Raw genomic sequence first — 22,109 nt, forward strand, 5'->3', positions numbered from 1 at the left:
TACCTTGACCAGCCGGGCCAGGTCGATGTGCGAGAACCGGGCCGAGCCGATGCGGTCATGCCGGTTCACCGAAACGAGTACTGGGCCCGCGTCTTGATGGGCAGGTCCGATGCGACTGGGCATAGGGGTCCGGAATCTCTGTCCCCTGGCCGACCTGGTCCGGCTTCCAGCGCCGAAGGGTGATGACCATATCCTTCGGCAGGTGGAGTGTGGCCGCACTGGGTCGAGCGGGACCATCGCTTGTGCGCTCAGACGAGCGTCGTGGCCCACGCCTCCTGCTACCAGACCGAAATGCCTCGGCGCGGGCACGCTGGCATTGTGCGGCGATCATCAGGTGCCGTCGCGGCCGCCTCCAGCACCTGTAGAGCGGCAGCACCGCTGCGTAGCGCCTCTCGGCACAGTTCGTGGGCCGCTGAAGAATTCCCGCGCCGAGGCCGCAGGCCGGGAGAGGAAGAGCCGCGCGCCCGCGTGACGGAGACCCCCTCATCAGCCCATGAAGTAGCGCAGCAGGTTCAGGTCGAGCTGGCGGGGATCAAGGGGCGGCTGCATGGGTTGGGCATCCCCATGCTCATCTGCTCCACTTGCGTCTCACGAGGACCCGCTCGGTGCCAATCGTTGATTGCAAGGGCGACGGCCAGGCGGAGCGCGACGCGGGATCAGAACTGCCAGCTCGCGGGTATCCAGGCGTAGCCGCTGTCGGTCTTCAGCATGTGGCCCAGGCCGGGGAACGGATAATGGAAGCCGAGCACGAGGAGCCTGTCGGCCGCCGCACGGTCGAAGATGCGTCGGCGCGCTTCAAGGGCAGCGTCCTTGTCGCGATCCGGCCCCGGACGCCAGGGGCGCTCGATATTGACCACCGGGTGGTAGGCGAGGTCCGCCGTGAGCAGCAGCTGGTCCGGGCCGGAGTGTACGAGGAAGGATGCCATGCCTGGGGTGTGTCCATGCGCCGGGAGCGTCGCAAGGCCGGGCAGGATCTCAGTCCCCGCCCGATAGAGCACCACGTCGCGCACGACGGGCTCGAGGCTGCGCTTGATGGCCTCACCGAAGCGCCGGCGGAAATTGGGGCTGACCGGCAGGTAGGACAGGTCAGGGTCGTCGCGCATGAAGAAGGACCAGTCGGCCTCCGGCACATGGACCGTGGCGCGCGGGAAGGCCTTGCCGCCCTCGGGCGTCCGCAGATTTCCGACATGGTCCGGGTGCGTATGCGAGATAACCACGGCGTCAATACCCTCGGGGCGTAGGCCGATCGCCGCCAGGTTGGCGAAGAGCCTACCGCCGTTCGGCCCCATGGTCTGCGCCGCGCCCGCTTCGATCAGGATACGGCGCCCCCCTGTCTCGATCAGGAGGGTGTTGAGGTTCAGCACCATGGTGTCGGTTGGAAGGAAGGCGCGCGTAAGCGCCTCGCGGAACTCGGCCTCCGGTGCGTCGCCCGCGTAGACGCCTGGGGGGCCCGACAGCACCCCATCGCTGACCACTGTTGCCTGGATGTCGCCCACGCGCAGCCGGTACGTCGCCGCATTGCCGGTCGCGTTCGATGCGAGTTGTCCCAGAGCCGGGCGCCCCATGCCGGTGATGGCCAAACCCGTCATGCTCGCCAGCATCATGCCGCGTCTGTTGATCGAATGCCTGTCCATGAAAAGCCCTCCGCCTCCTTCCGGCGCGTGGTGTCGCGGCCAGGACCCCGCATTCAGGCGGGCGGCAAGACGCTAGCCATCCGGCCGTTTTGCCCATAGAGGCGCTACGCGATACACGTTATTCAGTAGGTGGATGACCTGCCCTACTCCCGCCCGGCGGGTTGGGGAAAGGGGCGATTGGATGCCGGCAGACGACGACCTCTTTGGCACCGACCTCAACCTGCTCGTGCTCCTGAGGACGCTCCTCGAAACGCGCAGCGTGACCAGGACGGCGGAGCGCAGTGGGATGAGCCAGCCGGCCGTCAGCCGGGCGCTCGGAAGGCTGCGGGTAATGTTCGACGACGCGCTGCTGGTGAAATCGGGCACGACCATGCGACCGACCATCCGTGGCGGCGCACTTCTCGAGCCGCTGCAGCGGGCACTCGTAGGTGTCGGCGGCGTCCTTTCCGAGAGGCCAGCCTTCGATCCCGCCAGAACCGATCGCACCTTCCGCGTCGCAACGACCGACTACGGCGCCATCGTCATCCTGCCCCGCCTGGCTGAGCTGATGGGCACCGAAGCGCCGAAGGCCAGCATCGAGATCGGCCCGGTGGATGACCAGACCTTTCGCAGCCTCGGGGAGACGGATATCGACCTCGCGCTCTACAGCGACAATCCGGTCCCTCCCAGCCTGCGCAGCCGCGACCTCTTCCGCGAGCGCTTCGGCTGCCTCGTGCGGCACGGCCATCCCGCCGCAGCCCGGTCCGAAGGCGGCAGGCTTCGCCTCGAGGATTATCTGGCCTTCTCCCACATCCTGGTGACCGTGGTGGGCGGCCGGTTGGGAACGGTCGACATCGCCCTGGCCGCCATCGGCCATACCCGGCATGTCGCCGTCAGGATCCCCTACTTCGCCACGGCAGCGCTTGTCGCGGCGAGTTCGGATCTCATCCTGACCATTCCGCAGCGCGCAGCGGCGACATTCTCCGGCGGCAGCCGCTTGTGCATGCTCGGCCCGCCTGTCGAGCTTCCCGAGTTCGGCTACCGCATGGTGTGGCACGAGCGCGTGCATGCTGAGCCCGACCACGCCTGGCTGCGCCGCCTCATCCTGAAAGCCGTGCATCCCGAGCGCTGAACCTCCGACCGCCATACCCGCTTACCGGCACGACACGACCTTCGGGCAACGAGCCCGTGCAGCCGCCAACGGCCCAGCCCGGTCAGCCAGAACCCGGTGCGCCTTGTTCGCTTTCGGAAGGTCGCTTGCGCCACCACGACCGACGAGCCGCGCGCGCAGCCAAGCCGAATCAATGTCGGCTTGGCGCGGAATGGGCATGGCGAGCCTCCCTGGCTGGCCATGGTGGATCGGCTGACCGCCCGACACGGAGTCTCCGTCGAGTCAGCGTTTCGGAGACTTGGTATTATCTCCGCAGGCGCCTGATCTGATAGCTGTCAAAGGCGTATTCCGAGAGCTGGAGCCACTGGTAAGCATCCTGCCGGAAGGTGGCCATCTCCCGGTAGATCTCGGCATAAACCGGGTCCGCCCGCGAATATTCCTCATGCATCTTTGTCGTCTCGTCGAAGCAGGCATCCAGTACCGCTTGTGGGAAGGGCCGAAGCTGTGTGCCTGCAGCCACCAGGCGCTTCAAGGCTTGCGGATTCAAAGCGTCGTACCGGGCCAAGCCCAGGGAGGTCGTGGCCGCAGCCGCGGTCTGCACGATGCTGCGATAGGCCGGTGGCAGTTCCTCATACTTCTGCTTGTTGACGATAAGCGAGAGGATGCCTGTCCCCTCCCACCAGCCAGGGTAGTAGTAATAGGGCGCGACCTTGTAGAGCCCAAGCTTCTCGTCATCATAAGGACCGATCCACTCGGCCGCATCGATGGTCCCGCGCTCGAGCGACGGGTAGATATCGCCTGCCGCGATCTGCTGCGGTACGCTGCCTAACCGCTGGAACACATGCCCTGCCAAGCCACCGATACGGAATTTTAGTCCCTTCAAGTCCTCGACGGACCGGATCTCCTTACGGAACCAGCCGCCCATCTGCGCTCCGGTGCTGATCAGCGGCCAGCAGAGCACATCGTGCTTTTGGTAAAGGAGCCTGTTCAGCTTGTCGTTGCCGCCCAGTTCGTAAAGATAAGCCATCTGCTGGCGACTGTTCAGCCCGAACAGAAGGACCGTGGCGAACATGAAGGCCGGGTCGGTACCGATCGAGTAGGAGGAGGCGGTGAAGCAGCTTTCTACGAAGCCTTTGGAGGTTGCCTCCCGCGCCTCAAGCGCTGGGACGATTTCGCCCGGCGAAAAAACGCGGATGGTGAAGTCACCATCGGTGGCATCGCTGACCATCTTTGAGAAGGTATTTGCGGCACCGTAGAGTGTGTCCAAATTCCGAGGGAAGCTCGAGGTAAGGCGCCAACTCACCTTGGGACGGGTTTGCGCTATGGCTGGTGCGGCGATGCCGAGGGCAGCAGGAGTGGCACCAGCCGTCAATATCATGCGTCTTTTCATTCGGGTTTCCTCCAGATCTTTTTTCGGTGAACCTTGGCTGCTGGCGGGTTGGCGGCAGCGCAGCGGAAGCTGTCTGCCATGCTGGCTCGCTTCCGCAAGGAATAACGGTCACGCTGCGCTCGCCCGCTTCACCGTGCTGATCCTATGCTTCGTACCGCTTCTTGGACAACGGAGCCGGAAACACGCTGAGGTGCCGCCGGCCGGGCGGCCTGGATCTGGCGTTCTCGACAACGGAGGGACTGGTGCTCGTCCAGACCCAGTCGATTCGCAGTTCTGTCACTCCGCGCATTCCCGATATTCTTCCGGCCCACGCCCAGACTATGCGTCGGAAGGAGCCAAGCCATGGTGGATAGAAGATGCTTTCTCGCATCGCTCGCACTCGGCAGTGGCTTTGATGGCTTTCGACCCGCCGCTGCGCAGGAGCATTGGCCGAGCCGGCCAATCACGCTGATCGTGCCCTTCGGTGCCGGGGGTGGTACCGATATACTTGCACGACTGCTCGCTCAACACATGGCGAACGCCCTTGGCCAGCCAATTCCGATCGACAACCGCGCGGGTGCGAGTGGCACGCTGGGCATGGCACAGCTCGCGCGCGCGGCCGGATGGCTACACCGTCGCAATCGCCCCCAATGGTACCTATGCGATGGCAACGGCACTGTATGATCGGTTGCCCTATGATATCGAACGTGGCTTCGCGCCGGTCGGATTGCTGGCCACCACTCCGATTTTCGTCTGCATCCACCCCAATGCCCCTTGGCGCAGCCTCGCGGAGCTGGTCGCCGCGGCAAAGGCCCAGCCCACCAGCATCACCTACGCCTCCGCCGGTGCCGGTTCGACCAGCCACCTCTTCGTCGAGCTTCTGTTGGACATGATAGGCATGCAGCGCGGCGCCCAGACGCCGGAGGTGCCGACCGTCTCGGAAAGCGGCTTCCCTGGATATCGTGCCTTGGTCGATTTCGGTCTTTTCGCACCAGCCGGCACACCACAGCCGATCCTGGACCGGCTGGTCAGCGAAGCCAGGATCGCCATGAAGCTCCCTGGGCTGCAGCTGAGGCTTGAGAGTCCCGCCATGGAGGCGGTGGGGGGAACGCCTGCAGAATTCGCGACCAGCTAGGTCGAGGAAACGCGCCGATGGGCCGAACTCATCCGTCGACGTCATATGCGGCTGGATTGCCCCGCAAGAGTTTTGCCGGGAAGTCTGCATAGAGCCGCAGCGGCGGTTCGGTGCTCTGATCCGCGCTGCTGGCTACATTCGGTCCGCTTGCCTACAAAGAGCGGGCAGTATGAAGTCAGAAACTCCAGGTCTCGCCATCTGGTCCGTCAGGCCGGGACCAAGGTTTCCGCTAGCGTGCTCCACGCTGCGTCGCGCAGGTCGCGGCGCATTGCCTCCTCGTCGGTCCAGCGGGTTTCGACAGGGAGGCGGATCACCTCGCACCGCACCGTCAGCGTGCTGTCGCGGAAGGGCCATGGGTCCAGCGACCAGCGAGACGGCCCCTGTCGCACAAGCTTCATCTTACGGGTGCTGCCGTCCTCCATCGGCGCCTCCCCGGCCTTGTCAGGCTCCGCAAAGCAGAGGGCGAGGGAAAGGGCGTCGGTCACCGCAACGAGAGCGGAGTTCCGTTTGACCAGATCAGATGACGTGCCGAGCTTGGCAATCCAGTCCGCCTGGAGGGCGCTCTCCTTGGCGGCGTTGCGGTCGATCGCAGCGTGATCCTCCGGTGGCAGGCTCTCCGGGTCCATGTACTCCGTGTAAATCCGCGTGCCGTGCAGGGAGATGAGCAGGGCTGGCCAGAGGCCGTAGGCAGCGCGGGCGATCTCCACGCCGCGCGCCCACATGGGGGCGTGGACCGCCGGGCCGAGCCGGGTGAAGGGGTGGGGCAGGCCGGTCTCGGTGTCGAGGGTCGGGGCGGTCTCCCAGGACAACCAGGCGATGTCGTGCTGTTCGGCGGCGAGGATGACCTCCGGCGCTGGGTCCGGCCGGGCGAAGCCGGGAGCACCCCAGGCGGCCATCATCTGGCCCGAGAGCAGGGCATGGGAGGGCTGAGAAATGAGGAGGCGGATGCCGTTCTCTGGATTGCGCAGGATCATGAAGGACCAACGCGCGAGAGGGCCTCAGGATACGCACCCGCCTGATCTGTCCGGCTTCGGGCCCGGCAGGTGGCGCTGGCCGGCCTCAACGCAAGCACCCGCCCGGACCAGGCCAGCCAATGCGGAACCCGTCAGGCACTGAAAGTCAGCCACCTATACCATGCGACAGGTCCCGCTCTCCTGGTATGTCCGTCCCGGCCTCGCCCCTGCCCTTGAGCCAGCCCGATTCCTCGCCATCTCAGCCCAGCACGGCAGGAGACCGGCGACTGTGACATCGACATGGTCCGAGGATGAGATCAGGGCCATGCGCTCGGCACTCCGCAGGCAGCCCGATCTCGACCTGTCGGACATGCTTTTCCGCAGTAAGGCGGATTGGCCCAAGGCCGTGGCAACGTTGCGAAAAATTTATGACTGCGAGATGCGGCGGGCCTGCCGGCTAGCGCTCGCTCATCCTGGTTGGCGCCGCTGGGTCGAGAGGCGCATCAATGCCGATCCTGACTGCCAGGCCCAGGCCGAGCGCGAACTGCGGCGCCATGGCGTGGGTGCCCTGATCCATCGGGAGAATGGAAGGCTTCGGGTCCGGTGCGGCGCATGACGCTCTGGGCCGGATGAGCAAGGCGCCACCTCGGTCCAGCTCCGCCCAGAGAACCGGTCCTGGGCCACCACTTTTCACCAGTCCGGCCTGGCGCCGGCTGACCATTCTCGTCCTGTACGGCTATCAGGGGCTGGTCGCGGGCTTCGCAGTCACGGCATTGCCGAACCACCTGGCCAGCCTCGGCGCGGCGCCAGATGCCATCGGGGCGATGCTGGCACTTATCGGCCTGCCCTGGGTCCTGCAGCCCCTCTGGGGGCCGCTGATCGACCGCTTCGGCGATTTCCGGATGGGCCGCCGGCGGGCCTGGGTCATGCTTGGCCTGGCCGGCGCCCTGGCCTGCCTGGCCGTCCTGCCGCTCGCCGGCGGCGGCGCCGTCGCGCTCGGCTGGATCAGCCTTGTCCTGCTGCTGCACAATGCCTGCGCGGCGCTGGTCGACACCGCAGTTGATGCAATGATCATCGACCACGTCCCCGCCGATCGCCTTGGCGAGACAACGGCCCTGACGCGGGCCGGGTTCGTTGGCGGCTCGGCCCTGGGCGCGGCGGTGTTCTCGGCGCTGGCCGCATTTCATGGCCTGCCCCTGGCGGAATGCGTGCTCCTCCTGCTGGGTTCGCTCGCAGCCGCGATCCCCGTTTTGGTCCGCGAGCAAGCGGGTGACGCCATCCTGTCACTGCGGCGGCACAGGCAGATGGGGCGCGACAGGCCGGGCACGACCTCCTACCTCGTATTCCTCCGGGATCTCTGGGCCTTCGGCCGCCGGCGGGAAATCCTTGTCCTGCTGGCGATCTGCATCATCGAGGAATTCGCAACGGCCGCCTTCGGGCTTCATTTCGGACTTGATCTCGTGGCGACGGGCCGCTGGGATGCGACCTCGCTCTCGCAGCTCCAAGGCGGGCTTACCCTGGCCAGCGGCACGGTCGGCGCACTGTCGATCGGCCTGTGGCTGGACCGGGTGGGGCCGCAACATGCACTCCGCCTCCTGCTCGGGACCTGCGTCGCGGCCTATGGCCTCACGGCGCTGCTGCTGCTCGGGCCGCGAAGCCACCTGCTCGAGGCCTGCGCCATGGCGCTGTCCAGCGTCGTGCCGGCCCTGGTCTTTGTCTCGCTTGCACCCACCGTCATGCAGATCATCCGCGGGAACGGCGCCGCCACCCAATTTGCCCTTGTCATGGCGGCACTGAATGGCGGCGGCCTGCTCGGATCGGCGGCCTCGAGCCATATCGGGGCACTGCTCCCGTCCTGGCTGGTCGCGCTGGGAGGCGCGGGCCTCTTCGCGCTCTGCACCGCGATGGCACCCAGGCCGGAACGGCTTTTCGGCAGTATCACACGACAGAACAGCATGGACTGATGACCAGGCAGGTTCATGCAACTCTCGCGTGCCGGGGCCTGTCCCGGCTCAACGGCAACGGCCTCATCTCCGGTATACGTGATCGCGCCATCGCCTAGCGCATCTCCGCGTCGACCCGATCTTCGTGCGCAAGAGGCAGGGGCGGAGCAGAATGGTGAATGCGTCAGGGCGCCGTCGCGTCGGTGTGGCAGTCGTAGGTCTGGGTGGCGCCGTGGCGACCACCGCCGTGGCCGGGGTTGAGCTGATGCGCCGTGGCGCCAACAGCATGAGCGGGCTGCCCCTCGCCGATGTCGCCGTGCCTGGCCTTGCCGGCTACGAGGATCTCGTCTTCGGCGGCTGGGACGTGAACGGGCAGAGCCTCGCCGCAGCCGCAGCCGAGCATCACGTGCTGAACGACAACCAGCTTGCCGATACCGAGGACGCGCTCTCCCGCGTCACACCATGGAAAGCGGTAGCGAGCAGCGCCTTCTGCCGCCGGGTTGGTGGCAGCAACATGCGGGAGATGCGCGGCCACCGCGCCGCGATCGATGCCATCATCAGTGACATCCAGCAGTTCAAGGTGGCGAACGACCTCGACGACGTCGTCATGATCAACCTCGCCTCCACTGAACGCACGCCGGTGGAAGGCGAGGCGCTGCGCACGGCGGATGGATTCCAGCGCGCCCTCGACCAGGACGACCCCGATATCGGCCCGGCGATGCTCTATGCCGCCGCGGCAATCGAGGCCGGCGTCGCCTATGGCAACTTCACCCCCTCCGTCGCAGCGGACATTCCTGGCCTGACCGAGCTTGCCGAACGGCGCGGCGTGCCGGTCGCCGGCAAGGACGGCAAGACCGGGCAGACCTTGCTGAAGACCGTGCTGGCGCCAGCCCTGCGCGCCCGGGCATTGCATGTGGATGGCTGGTTCTCGACCAACATCCTCGGCAACCGCGACGGCCAGGCGCTCGAGGATCCGGACAGCCTGAAGTCGAAGCTCGGCACCAAGGGCAACGTGCTCGACAGCATCCTCGGCTACAAGGTTGAGGACCACCTCGTCGACATCCGCTACTACCGGCCGCGCGGCGACGACAAGGAAGCCTGGGACAATATAGACGTCAGCGGCTTCCTCGGCCACCGCATGCAGATCAAAGTGAACTTCCTCTGCAAGGACAGCGTCCTCGCCGCGCCGTTGGTCCTTGAGATCGCCCGCGTCCTCGACCTTGCGCGGCAGCGTGGCGAAGGCGGCCCGCAGGAGCAGCTCTCGCTGTTTTTCAAGGCGCCGATGACTGCCGGCCGCCGCGCCCCGGAGCATGCCTTTCACCGGCAGGAACGGATGCTCTCTGATTGGCTCGAGGGCAACGCCGGCCGATGAGGCTGGCAACGCCGGAACAGGAGGGCGGGCAAGCCCCGCCTTCCTTGATGCCTCTGTTGCGCGGCCTTGAGGACCTGAAGCGGATCCGCTCGGCGAACCAGTCCGGCTCTATCGCAGAACGCCTTTTCACCAGCGCCTGGTCGGCGCTGGTTGCGGGGGTGCACCCGACGGATGTTGCCCGCCATGCCGTCCGGCATGCCCTGGCGGCGACGGTACTGGGCGATCTCGATACCGGCGTGCTGCGGATGGCCGGTGTACCGGACGCCGCCGCCGACGACATCATACAGGCAACCGTGGCGACGGCAGCGGCGCCGCTCGAAGCCGGGTTGCGGGCTTGGCTGCTGGATGCACCGGCCCCGGCCCGGTGCGGCAACCCGCCACCCTTCGTCGCCCGCCTGGCCGCGCAGCCCCGCGCCGGCGCCACTGCCCCGGGCCGCGGCCGGTTGATCCTCGATCCGCCGGAAAGCCATGCTGAGCATTGCGCCTTGGTCACCGTCTTCGGCGTTCTGCTGGCGCCGAGTTGGGGCGCGCGGCCGGAAACCGTTTTCCTGGCCGGCCTTGCCCATCATCTTCATAACGCGTTGCTCCCCGATTCCGGCTTTGCCGGGGAGATGGCGCTCGGTGAATGGCTGGCGCCGTCCATGGCACGGGCGACTGCGCTGGCACTGGATGAGCTGGAGCCTGGCCTGCGCGCTGCGGTTCAGGAGGCGTGCCACATCCTGCCTGACGCGACCACACCCGAGGGCCGCGCCTTCCACGCCGCCGATACGCTCGACCGGGTTCTGCAGGTGGAAGGGCAGCTTCGTGCCGCCGGCACCAGCATGGCCTTCGTGCTGCGCGAGATGGAGCTGGTGCATGCCGGCCCGGTGAAGCCGTTCCAGGATGCGGTGCTCGCCCGGATGGGCCTCGCCGCATGATCGCCGATACCGCCCATTCGGTAAGGGATGCGGCGGGCTGCCGTTGGCCGGCACCGGATGGCATCCCCTTCCTTCGCGCCGGACGACGTGCGCTGGCCGAGGCGGCGCTGGTGCATCTCGATGCCGGCGAAGCGGAGGCGGCGCTGGTCCTGCTCCTCGCCGACCAGGATGACTGGTGGCGCGGCCCGACTGCGGAGCCGGCCGCGCTGCAGCGGCTGGTGCGCGAGCGGGAGACGCTCACCTTGAGGGAGGCGATGCGGCTGCTCGCCTGGGGGCCGGTCGCCGACTACTTCGCGCATCGCTGGTCTGACCCGACCTTCCTCGCCGGCCTGGCTCTGGCCGAGGCGCATTGGAACGAACCGCACAGCGCCTTCGAGCTCGCCTGCGGCATCGGCCATCATCTGCGAGAGCTGGCGCGTCGCGGCGTCGCGGTGACCGGCGCCGATGTGGTCTTCGCCAAGCTCTGGGTAGCGCGGCACTGGGTGGTGCCGGAGGCACGGCTGCTCTGCCTCGACGCGGCTCAACCCTGGCCGCATCTGGGGCCCTTCGACCTCGTCGCCTGCCACGATGCCTTCTATTTTCTCGAGCCGAAGCGGCCGATCCTGGAGGCGCTGCGCGGCTTGCTGGACCCGGCGCGGGGTGTGCTGCTCATCGGTCATGTGCACAATCGGGACTGGCCGAACCTGTCGGCCGGTGCCGCGGTTTCGGCCGGGGAGATGGCGGCCCTGCTGCCGGATGCGCGGCTGTATGAGGATGCGGAGTTGACCCGCGCCCTCGCCGCCGGACGGGCGCCGCAGGCAGCGCCGGCCGATGACCTGCGCGGCGCCGAGGCCTTCGCCGCCGCGGCGGGACCGGGGCTGCCGGCGCCGCATCCGGTGACGGGACTGCTCGCCCTGCCCCCGCCGGGCGCGGTGCTGCGCCGCAATCCTCTCTATGATGCGGAGGGCCGCATCGCCTGGCCGTCCGAACGCTATGGCCAGGAATATGGCGCGTTGGCGACCTACCCGCCCTCGACCAGCCAGCCGTCCTCCGTGCCCCTGACAGCCGCGACCGTCGAAGCGGCCCGGCGGCGCGAGCTGGTCGATTTGCCGGAGGGGTGGTGACCATGCTCGATGCCGCCCTGCACGTCACGAACGACGGGACTGCGGGCCTGGGCTGGGGCGTGATCGGCTTCGGCTGGGTGGCGCGGGACTATGCCGTTCCCGGCCTGCGCGGCGCCGGCGGCCGGCTGGTGGCCGTGGCCGATCCGGATGCAGGCGCACGGCGCCAAGCGGCGGCCCTGGGCGCGGAGGCCCACGCTGATGCCGACGGCGTACTGGCCGACCCGGCGGTGCAGGCTGTCTATGTCGCAACGCCCAACCACCTGCACCGCGCCGCCGTCGAGCGCGCGGCCGCCGCCGGCAAGCCGGTGCTCTGCGAGAAGCCGATGGGGGCAACCCTCGCCGAGGCCGAGGCCATGGCCGCCGCCATCCGTGCCGCCGGCATCCGCTACGGCACGGCCTTCGACCAGCGCCACCATCCCGCCCATGCCGCCATCCACGCCGCCATCGCCGCCGGCGCGGTCGGCAGGGTCACCGCCATCCGTATCGCCTATGCATGCTGGGTCGATGCCGGTTGGGCCTCGGACAACTGGCGTGCCGATGCCACCCGCGCCGGTGGTGGCGCCTTGATCGACCTCGCGCCCCATGGGCTCGATCTGGTGGACTACCTGCTGGGCGAGCCGGTCGAGGAGATCGCGGCGCTGACGCAGCAGCGCGTGCAGCGCTACGCCGTTGATGACGGCGCCATGCTGATCGGCCGCACCGGCTCCGGCGTGCTGGTCCAGCTTCACGTGGCCTATAACTGCCCGGAGGGGCTGCCGCGCCGGCAGCTCGAAGTGCTGGGCACGACCGGGCAGCTCCTCGCCGAACGCACCATGGGCCAGACGCCTGGCGGCAAGGTCTGGCGCATCGATGGCCGGCTCGGCCTGCGCGCGCCCCTGCCTGTCGAGGACGCAGAGGCCTCACCCTTCATGCGGCAGATGGGTGCCTTCGCAAGCTGGCTGCGGGGACAGGGGAACCCGGAGGCTTTCTCGCTCACCCGGGACCTTCACACCATGCGCCTCATCGAGCGCGCCTATGCCGCTGCGGGAAAGCGCCCATGCCTTTGAAGCCTTATGCCTGCGCCAATTGTGGCCACTGGCAGCGCTATTTCGCCCCACCGCCGGACTGTCCGGTCTGCACGGATACACGCAACGACCTGCCCGAGGATGGCTGGCGGTTCCTGACGGTCGAGGAGGTGCGGCCGATGCTGCGCGGCCACTGGCGGCGGCTGGAGCGTGATCTCGTCGCTTTCTCCGTCTCGCCGCCGCTCGGGCTGAACGGCACCGGCTGGCTGCTGCTGCAGCCGGAGGGCAACATCGCCTTCGAGGCAGCGCCCTTCTACACCGACGAGATGCTGGCCGAGATCGAGCGGCTCGGCGGCATCCGCTTCCTCGCTGCCTCGCATGTGCATGGCTACGGCGCGCTGTGGCAGCTGCAGGACGTGTTCCGGCCCGAGGTGCTGGCGATCCAGAAGGAGGACCTGTGGCTCACCAAGGCCTTCCGCGTCACCCGGCCCTATGATGAGGCGCTGGAGATCGCGCCCGGCCTTGTGCTGCATCATGTCGGTGGGCATTACGAGGGGCAGGCGGTGCTGCACGACGCGGGACGGCGCATCCTGTTCTGCGGCGATGCCTTCAAAGTCGATCAGGACGAGGCGGGGAACAGCACCGCGGTCTCCACCCACAAGGCCTTCCACAAATCGATCCCGCTGACGCCAGGCGAAATCCGCCGTTACCGCGAGGTGATTGCCGGACTGGATTTCGACACGGTCTGCACGCCCTTCGAGCATGCGCCGGGCGTAGGGCGCGACATTGCCCTCGCCGTGCTGGATGACCAGCTCCGCGGCCCGCCGGGTGTCCGCCATATCCCGATCGACGAGTTGCGCCGGAGCGCCATGCAATGAACACCACGACGGACCTGCACGAGGTCGCCCGCGCCTTCCGCGCCTCCATGCCGGAGGAGGGTCACGTCACCGTCTTCCGCATCGACATGCTGGACCGCATCGGCATCCCGGTGGTGCAGGCCAACCTGATCGTGGCGAAGGAGCCGGCTACGACCGGCTATGGCTACGGCTTCGAGGCAATCGAGGCCGAGGTCGGCGCATTGGGCGAGCTCTGCGAGGAGGTGCATGTCGGTGCGTGGCTGAAGCGGGCTCCTCGCCTGCACGGTTCCCGCGCCGCGCTGGTGCGGGAGCGTGGCGAGACGGGTGTCGTTGATCCGCTGACGCTCTGCCTGCCGGCCGGCAGCCCCTATACGCCGGAGATGCCGCTCTCCTGGGTCGAGGCGCGGCGCTGGTCCACCGGCGAGCCGGTGCTGGTGCCATGCGACTGGGTAGCGGCCTATCCCTATCAGCTCGGCGAAACGCCCCGGCTCATCACCCCGATCACCAACGGCCTCGGCGCCGGCTTCGATCTGCCGCATGCCATCTCGCACGGGCTGATGGAGCTGCTGCAGCGGGACGGCAATGCCGTCACCTATCGCGCACTCGACCAGGGCGTCGTGGTGGAGGTTGATACACAGGATGAGCCCGAGGTTGCCGGGCTGCTTGAGCATCTCCGCTCGCTCGGCATCGACGTCATCGTGAAGCTCGCCTGCACCGATTTCGGCATCCCCAACCTCTATGTCGTCGGCAATGACCGCGGCGCACCGACGGTGCCGGTGCAGGTCACCTCCTGCGGCGAGGCCTCGCATCCGGACCGGTCGCGCACGCTGCGCAAGGCGCTGCTGGAATTCTGCGGCTCCCGCTCGCGCAAGGCGGCGACGCATGGGCCGATCGACCTCGTCCGGGCCGCGTTGCCGCGCGACTATGTCGACCGGCAGATCGGTGTCGCCATGCTGGAGGAGGAGGAAGGCCGTGCGCTGCAGGCAATGGCCGAATGGGTCGGCCAGGATGCGGGCGAGCTGCGCCGTCGCCTCGCCGGCAGCGTCTTCTCCGACCGACGCCGGGTGCGCCTGTCCGAGTTGCCGACCGTGCCGGCCCCGGCGGTGGCGGAGTCCGGCGCGCGGCTGCGGCTGCTGACCGAGCGGTTCGCAGCGGAGGGGCTGGAGCCGCTGGTTATCGACTGCTCGCCGGCCGGCAGCCCGGTGAAGGTGGTCAAGACCATCGTCCCTGGCCTCGAGAGCGAGACGATGAGCTACCACCGCATCGGCTGGCGCGGCGTGCGGCGGCTGCGTGGTCGCGGCGACCCGCTCCTGCTCGACGCCGCACGAGACGGTGCGCAGCGGGTCCGGCTGCGGCCGGAGGACGAGGCCCGGGCTGGCGGCCCCGCCTGGTTCGATGCGCGGCTGGCGGATGAGACGGTGGGGCGGCTCTACCCGCTCTATCGCGAATGCGGGACCTTCTCGGCGCAGCTTTACCGCCGGCGGCAGGCAGCCTGACCATGGCGCTTCGTTTCGCCTACAACACCAATGGCGCCGCCAATCACCGGCTGGCGGATGCCATCTCCCTGATCTCTGACGCCGGGTACGACGGCATCGCCCTGACCCTCGATTTCCAGCATCTCGACCCGCTGGAGGATGGCTGGGTGGCACGCACGGAAGCCCTGGCGCGTGAGTTGCGTGCGCGGCGCCTCGGCTGCGTCATCGAGACCGGGGCGCGCTTCCTGCTCGATCCGCGACAGAAGCATGAGCCGACGCTGCTGACACCCAAGGCCGAGGGGCGGGCCCGCCGCGTTGCCTTCCTGCAGCGAGCAATCGATATCGGGAACATCCTGCAGGCCGAGGCGGTCTCCTTCTGGGCGGGCGTGCCGCAGCCGGGCGTCGACCGCGGCGAGGCCGGCGGCTGGCTGCTGGAGGGCCTGGCCCAGGTCGTGGAATACGGCACCCGCCACGGCGTGACCGTGGCGCTGGAGCCCGAGCCGGGCATGTTGGTCGAGACGCTCGACGACTGGGCCAGGCTGCAGCCGCATCTGCCCGGCCTCACCCTTGCCCTGGATCTCGGCCATTGCCTGGTGACCCAGGAGCGGGAGCCGGCCGCTGCCGTGCGCGAATTCGCCGGGCATCTCGGCACCGTGGCGATCGAGGACATGCGCCGTGGCGACCACACCCACCTTCCCTTCGGCGAAGGCGACATGGACATCCCCGCCTGCCTCGACGCGCTGGAGGGAATCGGCTTCGACCGCCTCGTCTGCGTCGAGCTTTCGCGCGAGAGCCACCGGGCTGACCGGATGATCCCGCAGTCGCTCGACTGGCTGCGGCGATGCAGGGAGGAAAAATCCCGATGAGAATCCTGTTTTGCAGCCGCCGCTTCTTCCCGGCCATCAGCGGCATGAGCGTCTATGCGGTGAACCTGCTGCGCCAGCTTGTCGCTGGCGGGCATGACGTGACCATGATCAGCCAGTATCGGGGCGATCCTGCCGGCACGCGGGTCTATGGTGGTGGTCCGCCGCCCGAAGTTCCCGGCGTCACCGTGATCGGCCGCCAGTCCTTCGGCGAGGAGGCATTCGCGGAGCCGGGCGGTGCCGATTTCGAGCGGGACGTGGACGACATGGTCTCGGTCATCCTGGCCGAGCATCGCAAGAAGCCCTTCGACATCCTGCATGCGCAATACGGCTACCCGAATGGCTGGGCCGTGCTGCTGGCGGCGCGCGAGCTCGGCATCCCGACCGTTGTCTCCATCCAGGGCGGCGACGGCCACTGGGTCGGCTCCTGCTGCGAGACCCACCGGCTTGGCATGCTGAACGTGCTCAACCACGCGAATGCGCTGCTGATCGGCTGCGAGAGCTTCGCTCAGGAGGTGATCGAACGGCTCGGAGTGGCGCGGGAGCGCTTCACCATCGTTCCCGGCGCCGTGGATACCGAACGCTTCCACCCTGCCGCGGGCTTCATCCCCGGCAAGGTCCAGGACCCCATTCGCCTGCTCTACCACGGCCGCGTCGACCGGCGGAAAGGCTCGCTCGACATGATCGAGGCGCTGGCCCTGCTCCAGGCCGAGGGCGTGGGCTTCGCCGCCACCATCTCCGGCATCGGCCCCGACTATGACAGCTCGCGCGCATTGGCGGCCGAGCGCGGCGTCCCGGTCCGCTTCACCGGCTATGCCGATTACGATGCCGCCCCGGCCCTGTACCGCGAGGCCGATGTCTTCGTCAGCCCGACCTATGCCGAAGGTTTCAGCAACACCATCCTCGAGGCGATGGCCAACGGCCTGCCCAGCGTCTCCTGCTATGCCGTGGGCGTCGTCGATTGCCTGCGCGACGGCGAGAACGGGCTGCTCGTGCAGCCGGGCGACATCCCCGCTCTGGCAGGGGCGCTGCGGCGCATCATTGAGGATGCGCCACTGCGCCAGCGGCTGGCCGCAACCGCGCTGGAGGAGTGCCGACGCACCTATTCCTGGGAAGCCGTGGGCCGGCAGATCATGGAAGTCTATGCCACGGTGTGTGGCCAGCAGCCCGATACCGGCTTCGATCCGGCTCTGCCGCGGGATCCCGCATGCCGGTTCCGCGCCGCGCCGCATTTGCTCTGATGCCGCGCGCGCTCGCCCTCTCGCCACATCTCGACGATGCCGCCTTCTCCTGCGGCGGGACGCTGGCGAAGCTCGCTGGGGCAGGCTGGGACGTGACCGTCGCCACGGCATTCACCCGCTCGGTCCCGGACCCGCAGGGCTTCGCGCTGGACTGCCAGCTCGACAAGGGGCTGCCGCCGGAAGTGGACTACATGGCCATCCGCCGCGCCGAGGATGCGGAAGCTTGTGCCCGGCTCGGGGCCCGGCCGCTCTGGCTGGACCTCCCGGAAGCGCCGCATCGTGGCTATGCGGATGCGGCCGCCTTGTTCGGCCCGCCGCATGAGACGGATGCGATCCTGGCGCCGCTGTCCCGCGCGCTGGCAGCGCTGATGGCGGAGAGCCCCGACCTGCTGCTGGCGCCGCAGGCGGTTGGCGGCCATGTCGACCATGTCCGGCTGGTCGAGGCGATCCAGGCTGTGATGCCCGCCCGGATGCCGATGCTTTGGTGGACCGACTTTCCCTATGCGGCGCGGCCGCAGCACGAGACGGTGCGCCCCTTCGCCGCGGCAATGGAAGCCGGTCCGGAACGCGCCATCGTCGGCGACGCGGCGGCACGCTTCGCCGCTTGCGCCGCTTATGCGACGCAGCTCGGCTTCCAATTCGGCGGCGAGGACGGGCTGCGGCATGCGCTGGATGCCACCGGACCGATCGAGCGCTTTCGGGAGAGGGGCGCGGTGCCGCCCCAGGTGGCGGCATGACGGACGGCTCCACCATCCTCGTCACCGGTGGTGCCGGCTATATCGGCAGCCATGTCGTCCTCGCCCTGCTCGATGCGGGCCTGCGGGTCGTCGTGCTCGACGACCTGTCGACCGGCTCCCCGGAGGCCGTACCGGCCGGCGTGCCGCTGGTGCGGGCGAGCACCGGCGATGCGGCGGCGCTGCGGGCTGCGATGCGGAGCCACGGCGTGGGCGCCGTCGTCCATATGGCAGGCTCCCTGATCGCGCCGGAAAGCGTCGTCGATCCTGTTCGCTACTGGCGGAACAACCTGTCCAACACCCTCATACTCGCAGAGGCCTGCGTCGCCGAGAGCGTCACGCGCCTGGTCTTCTCCTCTACCGCCGCCGTCTACGGTATCCCGGACCGGCTGCCGGTCGATGAGGATGCACCCTGCCGGCCGATCAACCCCTATGGTGCCTCGAAGCATGCGGCGGAGCAGCTGCTGCTGGCCATCTCGGCGGCGCATCGGCTCGATGTCGTTGCGCTGCGCTACTTCAACGTGGCGGGCGCCGATCCGGCCGGCCGTGCCGGGCAGCGGAGCATGGGTGCGACGCATCTGATCAAGGTGGCCTGCGAGACCGCGCTCGGGCAGCGGCGTGAGGTGGCCATCTACGGAGAGGATTACGATACGCCGGACGGCACCGGCATTCGCGACTACATCCATGTTACAGACCTTGCCCGCGCCCATGTCGAGGCACTGCGTCACCTTGCCATGGGCGGCGAGACCGTGGTGCTGAACTGCGGCTACGGCCGCGGCCATTCGGTCCGCGCCGTCCTCCGGGCGGTTGAGCGGGCCACGGGGGTGACGCTCCCGGTTCGGGTGGCGCCCCGGCGTCCGGGCGACCCGCCTGCCGTTGTCGCGGCGGCGCAGCGCATCCGCAGCCTGCTCGCCTGGCGGCCGGCCTTCGATGATCTAGACGCCATCATCGCCGATGCCGTCAGCTGGGAGCGGCGCATGGCTGGTCAGACCCGGCGGCAGCTCTGGAGCTGAGCGCGGCCACGCTGGCGGGAGAACGGCACGCGCTGCGCCCGCGCCGCCGCCTGATGGCAGCGCTGGTCGCCGGCATCGCGTCGGGGCTGGTCGCGCTGGGCTGGTATGTGCTGTCGGCCGGCGGCTGGACGGTATGGGAAGGGCTGATGCTCGCCTGCCTCGCCGTGAGCGCGCCCTGGCTGGGGCTGACCGGAGCGACGGGGCTGATCGGCTTTGCCATCCGCATGCGGGCATCGGATCCGCTCTCCGCCGTGCTGCCGGTGATGCGGCAGCCAGGCTGGCAGGATGCCGCCATCACAGCCCGCACGGTCATCGCCGTCTGCGTCAGGTGCGAGGATATGCGGGCGGTCCTGCCGCCCTTGGGCCATCTCTTGGAAGAGCTGCGGCGCCCGGCGGCCCAGGCCGATCGCTTCCGCCTCGCAATCCTGTCCGACACCCCTGATGGCGCGGCTGCCCTCGACGAGGCAGCGGCGGTTGCAAGCCTTGCGGCGGAGTTCCCGGCAGGGACGGTCCGCTACCGGCGGAGGGCACAGAACAGCGGCTACAAGGCCGGCAACCTCATGGATTTCCTCGATCGGGATGCCGAGGACGATGTCTTGCTGCTGCTGGATGCGGATTCGGTCATGTCCGCGGTAGCGGTCACACGCCTCGTGCGACTGATGCAGGCCGACCGGCGCCTGGCGATCCTGCAACCGACCACCTGCGGCCATGGGGCGACGACCCGCTTCGCACGGTACTTTGGCCTGGGTCAGCGGCATGGCATGCGGATCTGGGCCACGGGCCAGGCTTGGTGGCAGGGGTCGGAGGGAGCGTTCTGGGGCCATAACGCCCTGATCCGCATCGCCCCGTTCCGCGCGCATGCCCGCCTTCCCGCCTTGCCGGGCGGCGAGCCGATCCTGAGCCATGACCAGGTAGAGGCCGCCCTGCTGCACGCGGCCGGCTGGGCGGTGCGGGTCCTGCCGGACGATGCCGGCTCCTTCGAGCGGCATCCGCCAGACCTGGTGGCCTGTCTTGATCGCGACATCCGCTGGGCGCACGGGAATCTGCAATACCGCCACCTGCTGCGGCGCTCCGATCTCGGACGAGTGGGCCGGCTGCAGATGGTGCAGGCGATCCTCCACTATGTGCTGACGCCTTTCTGGTTCGCCCTGCTTCCCTTGGCGGCACTCAATGTGGCCACCGGCGGCAGCGAGGATACGCCCCGTATCTGGCTGCTTGTCCTGCTGGCGGCCGGCTTTCTACTGCTCAACCTGACGAAGCTTGCTGGCCACGCGGAGGCCTTGCTGAGCCCGGGGCCAAGGGGGCCGTGCCTTCGCGAGATGTTGCGGGAGGTCGCCGTCTCGATAGCGGCCGATGCCATCATGGCTGCGGAGCGGACATGGATCATCCTGGCCTTCGCGGCAGGGACGCCCGCTGGATGGGACCCGCAGCAGCGCGATGGCCGCAGGCTGCCTTGGGGCGTGACGGCGCGGCGGCTTCGCTTCAGCACGGCGATCGGCCTGGGAAGCGTGGCTTTGCTGTCATCCGGGGGGTTGTTTCCGGTGCTGGTCGCCGCGCCCGTCTGGGTGCCGCTGCTGCTTGCCGTGCCCATCGTGGTGCTGACAGGCGGTTCCGCCCACGACACCGCTGAGGACGTGCCGAGCAGGAGCTATGGAAGTTACCAGTCGCCGCACGAGTAGCCCGAGCCCGATCGGCGCCCCGAACCGGTTCCATGAGAAGGCGTTCCGGTTCCGTAGGCATGAGCAGGACGAAGCCGATGCGTATCCTGGCCATTGGGCCGCGCGTGTATCTTGGCGACATCTACCTTGCCCTGATGCGCGAGGGGCATGCGGTGCGGGTGCATGCCGAAGACAGCCCCGAGGAGCGCGCCTTCGACGGCCTGATCGAGACCGTGCCCGACTGGCGTCAGGAGCTTGATTGGGTCGGTCGCGATGGCATTGTCCTGTTCGAGCGGGCTGATCGTGGCGGGATTGCCGATGCGCTCCGGCGCGATGGCTATCGGGTCATCGGCGGGAGCGTCTTCGGCGACCGGTTGGAAAACGATCGGGCCTTCGGGCAGGCCGTGTTGCAGCGGCTCGGTCTGCCGGTGGCCAGCAACCGAGCTTTCGATAGCCCGGCCGAGGCCCTGGCGTGGCTGGCGCAGGCCCCCGGCCGCCAGGTGCTGAAATTCGATGACAGTCGCCTGCCGACCTTCGTAGGCGAGCACCCGGCCGGGCTCGACGTCGCCTTCATGCTGCGGCGCGCCGGCCCCGGCCGGGTACTGCTGCAGGAGCGGCTTGATGGTGTCGAGATCGGTGTCGGCGCCTATTTCGATGGGCGGCAATTCTTGCGTCCGGTTTGCATCGATTTCGAGCACAAGCGCTTCTTCCCCGGCGAGATGGGCGAGATGACCGGTGAGATGGGCACGCTCGCCAGCTACGAGGGCGGAGAGCGGTTGTTCGAGGCGACGCTCGGGCGTGTCGCATCACTGCTCGCCGAGGCGGGCCATGTCGGCTACGTCAACCTCAATCTCATGGTGGATGAGCGCGGACCGCTGCCGCTCGAGTTCACGTGCCGGTTCGGCAATCCTGGCTTCGCCGTGTTGGCGGCGATGCAGCGTGATGGGTGGGGCGACCTGTTCCATCGCATGGCCCAAGGCAGCTTCCAGGGTTTCGAAACGGTGCCCGGTTGGTCGGTGGCCGTGGTGCTGACCGTCCCACCCTTTCCTGCGGTCGATCACCAGGCGACGCCAGCGGATGACGTACCAATCTTCTACCGCGAACCGCCCGACAGCGAAGCTTTGGGACACTACCATCCCGTCGATGTCCGCCGTGATCCAGAAGGCCAGCTCATGGTGCGTCGACGGTCGGGGCACGCCATGATCGTTACTGGCACGGGTATGACGGTGCAGGATGCCCAAGCGGCAGCCCAAGCCCGGGCCCGCAATGTCATTGCGCCCGAATTGCGCTGGCGGACGGACATCGGCGAGCGCTTCCTGAATGGCGAGGGCGACCGGCTACGTGCTTTGGGTTGGATCGGGTAGATTCAGGCGCCAGCATGGGGCCCAGCGCATGCGACATCCTGTGTGCCTGGGCATGGACTTATACCAAGTCTCCGAGAGCGTGACTCGTTGGGGATTCCCAGACTGGCGTCGCTCTGATTCAACATGGCGAACAGGGGAGCTTCGCCATGCCCATCCCACTCCGAGCTGACTTTGACGCAGCTGGGCTTCGTGCTGCGGCTCGCCGGACCAAGGATGCGGCCCAAGCCCGTCGCCTGCTGGCCTTGGCTGCCGTTTACGACGGAGTGTCGCGCACTGAGGCCGCCCGGATCGGCGGGGTGACGGTGCAGATCGTCCGGGACTGGGTTGTTCGGTTCAACGCCCAGGGCCCGACTGGACTGGTTGACCGCAAGGCGCCGGGCCAAG

At 68.2% G+C, this 22,109-nt stretch carries 19 protein-coding genes; 16 read left to right on the plus strand and 3 right to left on the minus strand.

The window, feature by feature from the left end; all coding sequences use genetic code 11:
* Nucleotides 1-656 precede the first annotated feature (656 nt).
* On the minus strand, nt 657-1,634 hold the full coding sequence (locus BLR02_RS14685) for an MBL fold metallo-hydrolase (RefSeq protein ID WP_090663721.1): 978 nt from the start codon (nt 1,632-1,634) through the stop codon (nt 657-659).
* Nucleotides 1,635-1,815: 181 nt separating this feature from the next.
* Between BLR02_RS14685 and BLR02_RS14690 the strand changes: the two genes are divergently transcribed.
* Nucleotides 1,816-2,745, plus strand: coding sequence for a LysR family transcriptional regulator (locus BLR02_RS14690; protein ID WP_176849577.1), 930 nt, complete (start codon nt 1,816-1,818; stop codon nt 2,743-2,745).
* A gap of 283 nt (nt 2,746-3,028) precedes the next feature.
* Here BLR02_RS14690 and BLR02_RS14695 read toward each other — a convergent pair whose 3' ends face one another.
* On the minus strand, nt 3,029-4,114 hold the full coding sequence (locus BLR02_RS14695; RefSeq protein ID WP_090560220.1) for a TRAP transporter substrate-binding protein: 1,086 nt from the start codon (nt 4,112-4,114) through the stop codon (nt 3,029-3,031).
* Between the two features lie 523 nt (nt 4,115-4,637).
* On the opposite strand from BLR02_RS14695, the gene BLR02_RS14700 reads away from it, so the two are divergent.
* Nucleotides 4,638-5,228: a Bug family tripartite tricarboxylate transporter substrate binding protein gene (locus BLR02_RS14700; protein ID WP_245704791.1), complete on the plus strand. Its 591-nt coding sequence runs from the start codon at nt 4,638-4,640 to the stop codon at nt 5,226-5,228.
* Between the two features lie 206 nt (nt 5,229-5,434).
* Here BLR02_RS14700 and BLR02_RS14705 read toward each other — a convergent pair whose 3' ends face one another.
* Nucleotides 5,435-6,202, minus strand: coding sequence for a DUF3891 family protein (locus tag BLR02_RS14705; RefSeq protein ID WP_090560219.1), 768 nt, complete (start codon nt 6,200-6,202; stop codon nt 5,435-5,437).
* Between the two features lie 563 nt (nt 6,203-6,765).
* Here BLR02_RS14705 and BLR02_RS14710 point away from each other — a divergent pair.
* The 14 genes from BLR02_RS14710 to BLR02_RS30095 form a co-directional block, all read left to right on the plus strand.
* Nucleotides 6,766-8,145 (plus strand): MFS transporter, encoded by a 1,380-nt coding sequence (locus tag BLR02_RS14710; protein ID WP_090663724.1) that lies wholly within the window; start codon nt 6,766-6,768, stop codon nt 8,143-8,145.
* A gap of 211 nt (nt 8,146-8,356) precedes the next feature.
* Complete coding sequence (locus BLR02_RS14715) at nt 8,357-9,496, plus strand: inositol-3-phosphate synthase (protein WP_218127288.1); 1,140 nt, start codon at nt 8,357-8,359, stop codon at nt 9,494-9,496.
* Nucleotides 9,497-9,552: 56 nt separating this feature from the next.
* On the plus strand, nt 9,553-10,413 hold the full coding sequence (locus BLR02_RS14720) for an HD domain-containing protein (protein ID WP_218127955.1): 861 nt from the start codon (nt 9,553-9,555) through the stop codon (nt 10,411-10,413).
* The gene (locus BLR02_RS14725) at nt 10,410-11,516 is read left to right on the plus strand and encodes a class I SAM-dependent methyltransferase (RefSeq protein WP_090663726.1); all 1,107 of its coding nucleotides are present in this window, start codon (nt 10,410-10,412) and stop codon (nt 11,514-11,516) included. Before BLR02_RS14720 ends, BLR02_RS14725 begins: the two co-directional genes overlap by 4 nt.
* Before the next feature lie 2 nt (nt 11,517-11,518).
* Nucleotides 11,519-12,562, plus strand: a complete 1,044-nt coding sequence (locus BLR02_RS14730) for a Gfo/Idh/MocA family protein (RefSeq protein WP_090663727.1) — start codon at nt 11,519-11,521, stop codon at nt 12,560-12,562.
* Nucleotides 12,553-13,398: an MBL fold metallo-hydrolase gene (locus BLR02_RS14735; protein ID WP_090663728.1), complete on the plus strand. Its 846-nt coding sequence runs from the start codon at nt 12,553-12,555 to the stop codon at nt 13,396-13,398. The genes BLR02_RS14730 and BLR02_RS14735 overlap by 10 nt, the downstream gene beginning before the upstream one ends.
* Nucleotides 13,395-14,873, plus strand: coding sequence for a YcaO-like family protein (locus BLR02_RS14740; protein ID WP_218127957.1), 1,479 nt, complete (start codon nt 13,395-13,397; stop codon nt 14,871-14,873). Before BLR02_RS14735 ends, BLR02_RS14740 begins: the two co-directional genes overlap by 4 nt.
* Nucleotides 14,874-14,875: 2 nt before the next feature.
* Nucleotides 14,876-15,718 carry a sugar phosphate isomerase/epimerase family protein gene (locus BLR02_RS14745; RefSeq protein WP_090663729.1) on the plus strand — a complete coding sequence of 281 codons (843 nt, stop codon included), beginning with the start codon at nt 14,876-14,878 and terminating at the stop codon, nt 15,716-15,718.
* Nucleotides 15,715-16,956, plus strand: a complete 1,242-nt coding sequence (locus BLR02_RS14750; protein ID WP_090560211.1) for a glycosyltransferase family 4 protein — start codon at nt 15,715-15,717, stop codon at nt 16,954-16,956. The genes BLR02_RS14745 and BLR02_RS14750 overlap by 4 nt, the downstream gene beginning before the upstream one ends.
* On the plus strand, nt 16,956-17,693 hold the full coding sequence (locus BLR02_RS14755) for a PIG-L deacetylase family protein (RefSeq protein ID WP_218127958.1): 738 nt from the start codon (nt 16,956-16,958) through the stop codon (nt 17,691-17,693). The genes BLR02_RS14750 and BLR02_RS14755 overlap by 1 nt, the downstream gene beginning before the upstream one ends.
* Entirely contained in the window at nt 17,690-18,703 is a 1,014-nt protein-coding gene (gene galE / locus BLR02_RS14760) for a UDP-glucose 4-epimerase GalE (RefSeq protein WP_090663730.1), read from the plus strand. The genes BLR02_RS14755 and galE overlap by 4 nt, the downstream gene beginning before the upstream one ends.
* A 32-nt stretch (nt 18,704-18,735) precedes the next feature.
* Nucleotides 18,736-20,382, plus strand: coding sequence for a glucans biosynthesis glucosyltransferase MdoH (gene mdoH / locus BLR02_RS14765; RefSeq protein WP_281201068.1), 1,647 nt, complete (start codon nt 18,736-18,738; stop codon nt 20,380-20,382).
* A 77-nt stretch (nt 20,383-20,459) separates the two neighbouring features.
* Nucleotides 20,460-21,725, plus strand: coding sequence for a phosphoribosylamine--glycine ligase (locus BLR02_RS14770; protein WP_176849579.1), 1,266 nt, complete (start codon nt 20,460-20,462; stop codon nt 21,723-21,725).
* 146 nt (nt 21,726-21,871) lie between these two features.
* On the plus strand, nt 21,872-22,109 hold a 238-nt coding region (locus tag BLR02_RS30095), incomplete at its 3' end, for a helix-turn-helix domain-containing protein (RefSeq protein ID WP_143018143.1).

It is taken from the genome of Belnapia rosea (assembly GCF_900101615.1).
In the GTDB taxonomy this organism is placed as follows: Bacteria; Pseudomonadota; Alphaproteobacteria; order Acetobacterales; family Acetobacteraceae; genus Belnapia; species Belnapia rosea.

Excerpts from the sequence above, each read along its gene's own strand:
- BLR02_RS14685 (WP_090663721.1), bottom strand. The coding sequence starts at position 1,634 with ATGGACAGGCATTCGATCAACAGACGCGGCATGATGCTGGCGAGCATG.
- BLR02_RS14690 (WP_176849577.1), top strand. The coding sequence starts at position 1,816 with ATGCCGGCAGACGACGACCTCTTTGGCACCGACCTCAACCTGCTCGTG.
- BLR02_RS14695 (WP_090560220.1), bottom strand. The coding sequence starts at position 4,114 with ATGAAAAGACGCATGATATTGACGGCTGGTGCCACTCCTGCTGCCCTC.
- BLR02_RS14705 (WP_090560219.1), bottom strand. The coding sequence starts at position 6,202 with ATGATCCTGCGCAATCCAGAGAACGGCATCCGCCTCCTCATTTCTCAG.
- BLR02_RS14710 (WP_090663724.1), top strand. The coding sequence starts at position 6,766 with ATGGAAGGCTTCGGGTCCGGTGCGGCGCATGACGCTCTGGGCCGGATG.
- BLR02_RS14725 (WP_090663726.1), top strand. The coding sequence starts at position 10,410 with ATGATCGCCGATACCGCCCATTCGGTAAGGGATGCGGCGGGCTGCCGT.
- BLR02_RS14730 (WP_090663727.1), top strand. The coding sequence starts at position 11,519 with ATGCTCGATGCCGCCCTGCACGTCACGAACGACGGGACTGCGGGCCTG.
- BLR02_RS14735 (WP_090663728.1), top strand. The coding sequence starts at position 12,553 with ATGCCTTTGAAGCCTTATGCCTGCGCCAATTGTGGCCACTGGCAGCGC.
- BLR02_RS14740 (WP_218127957.1), top strand. The coding sequence starts at position 13,395 with ATGAACACCACGACGGACCTGCACGAGGTCGCCCGCGCCTTCCGCGCC.
- BLR02_RS14745 (WP_090663729.1), top strand. The coding sequence starts at position 14,876 with ATGGCGCTTCGTTTCGCCTACAACACCAATGGCGCCGCCAATCACCGG.
- BLR02_RS14750 (WP_090560211.1), top strand. The coding sequence starts at position 15,715 with ATGAGAATCCTGTTTTGCAGCCGCCGCTTCTTCCCGGCCATCAGCGGC.
- BLR02_RS14755 (WP_218127958.1), top strand. The coding sequence starts at position 16,956 with ATGCCGCGCGCGCTCGCCCTCTCGCCACATCTCGACGATGCCGCCTTC.
- galE (WP_090663730.1), top strand. The coding sequence starts at position 17,690 with ATGACGGACGGCTCCACCATCCTCGTCACCGGTGGTGCCGGCTATATC.
- BLR02_RS14770 (WP_176849579.1), top strand. The coding sequence starts at position 20,460 with ATGCGTATCCTGGCCATTGGGCCGCGCGTGTATCTTGGCGACATCTAC.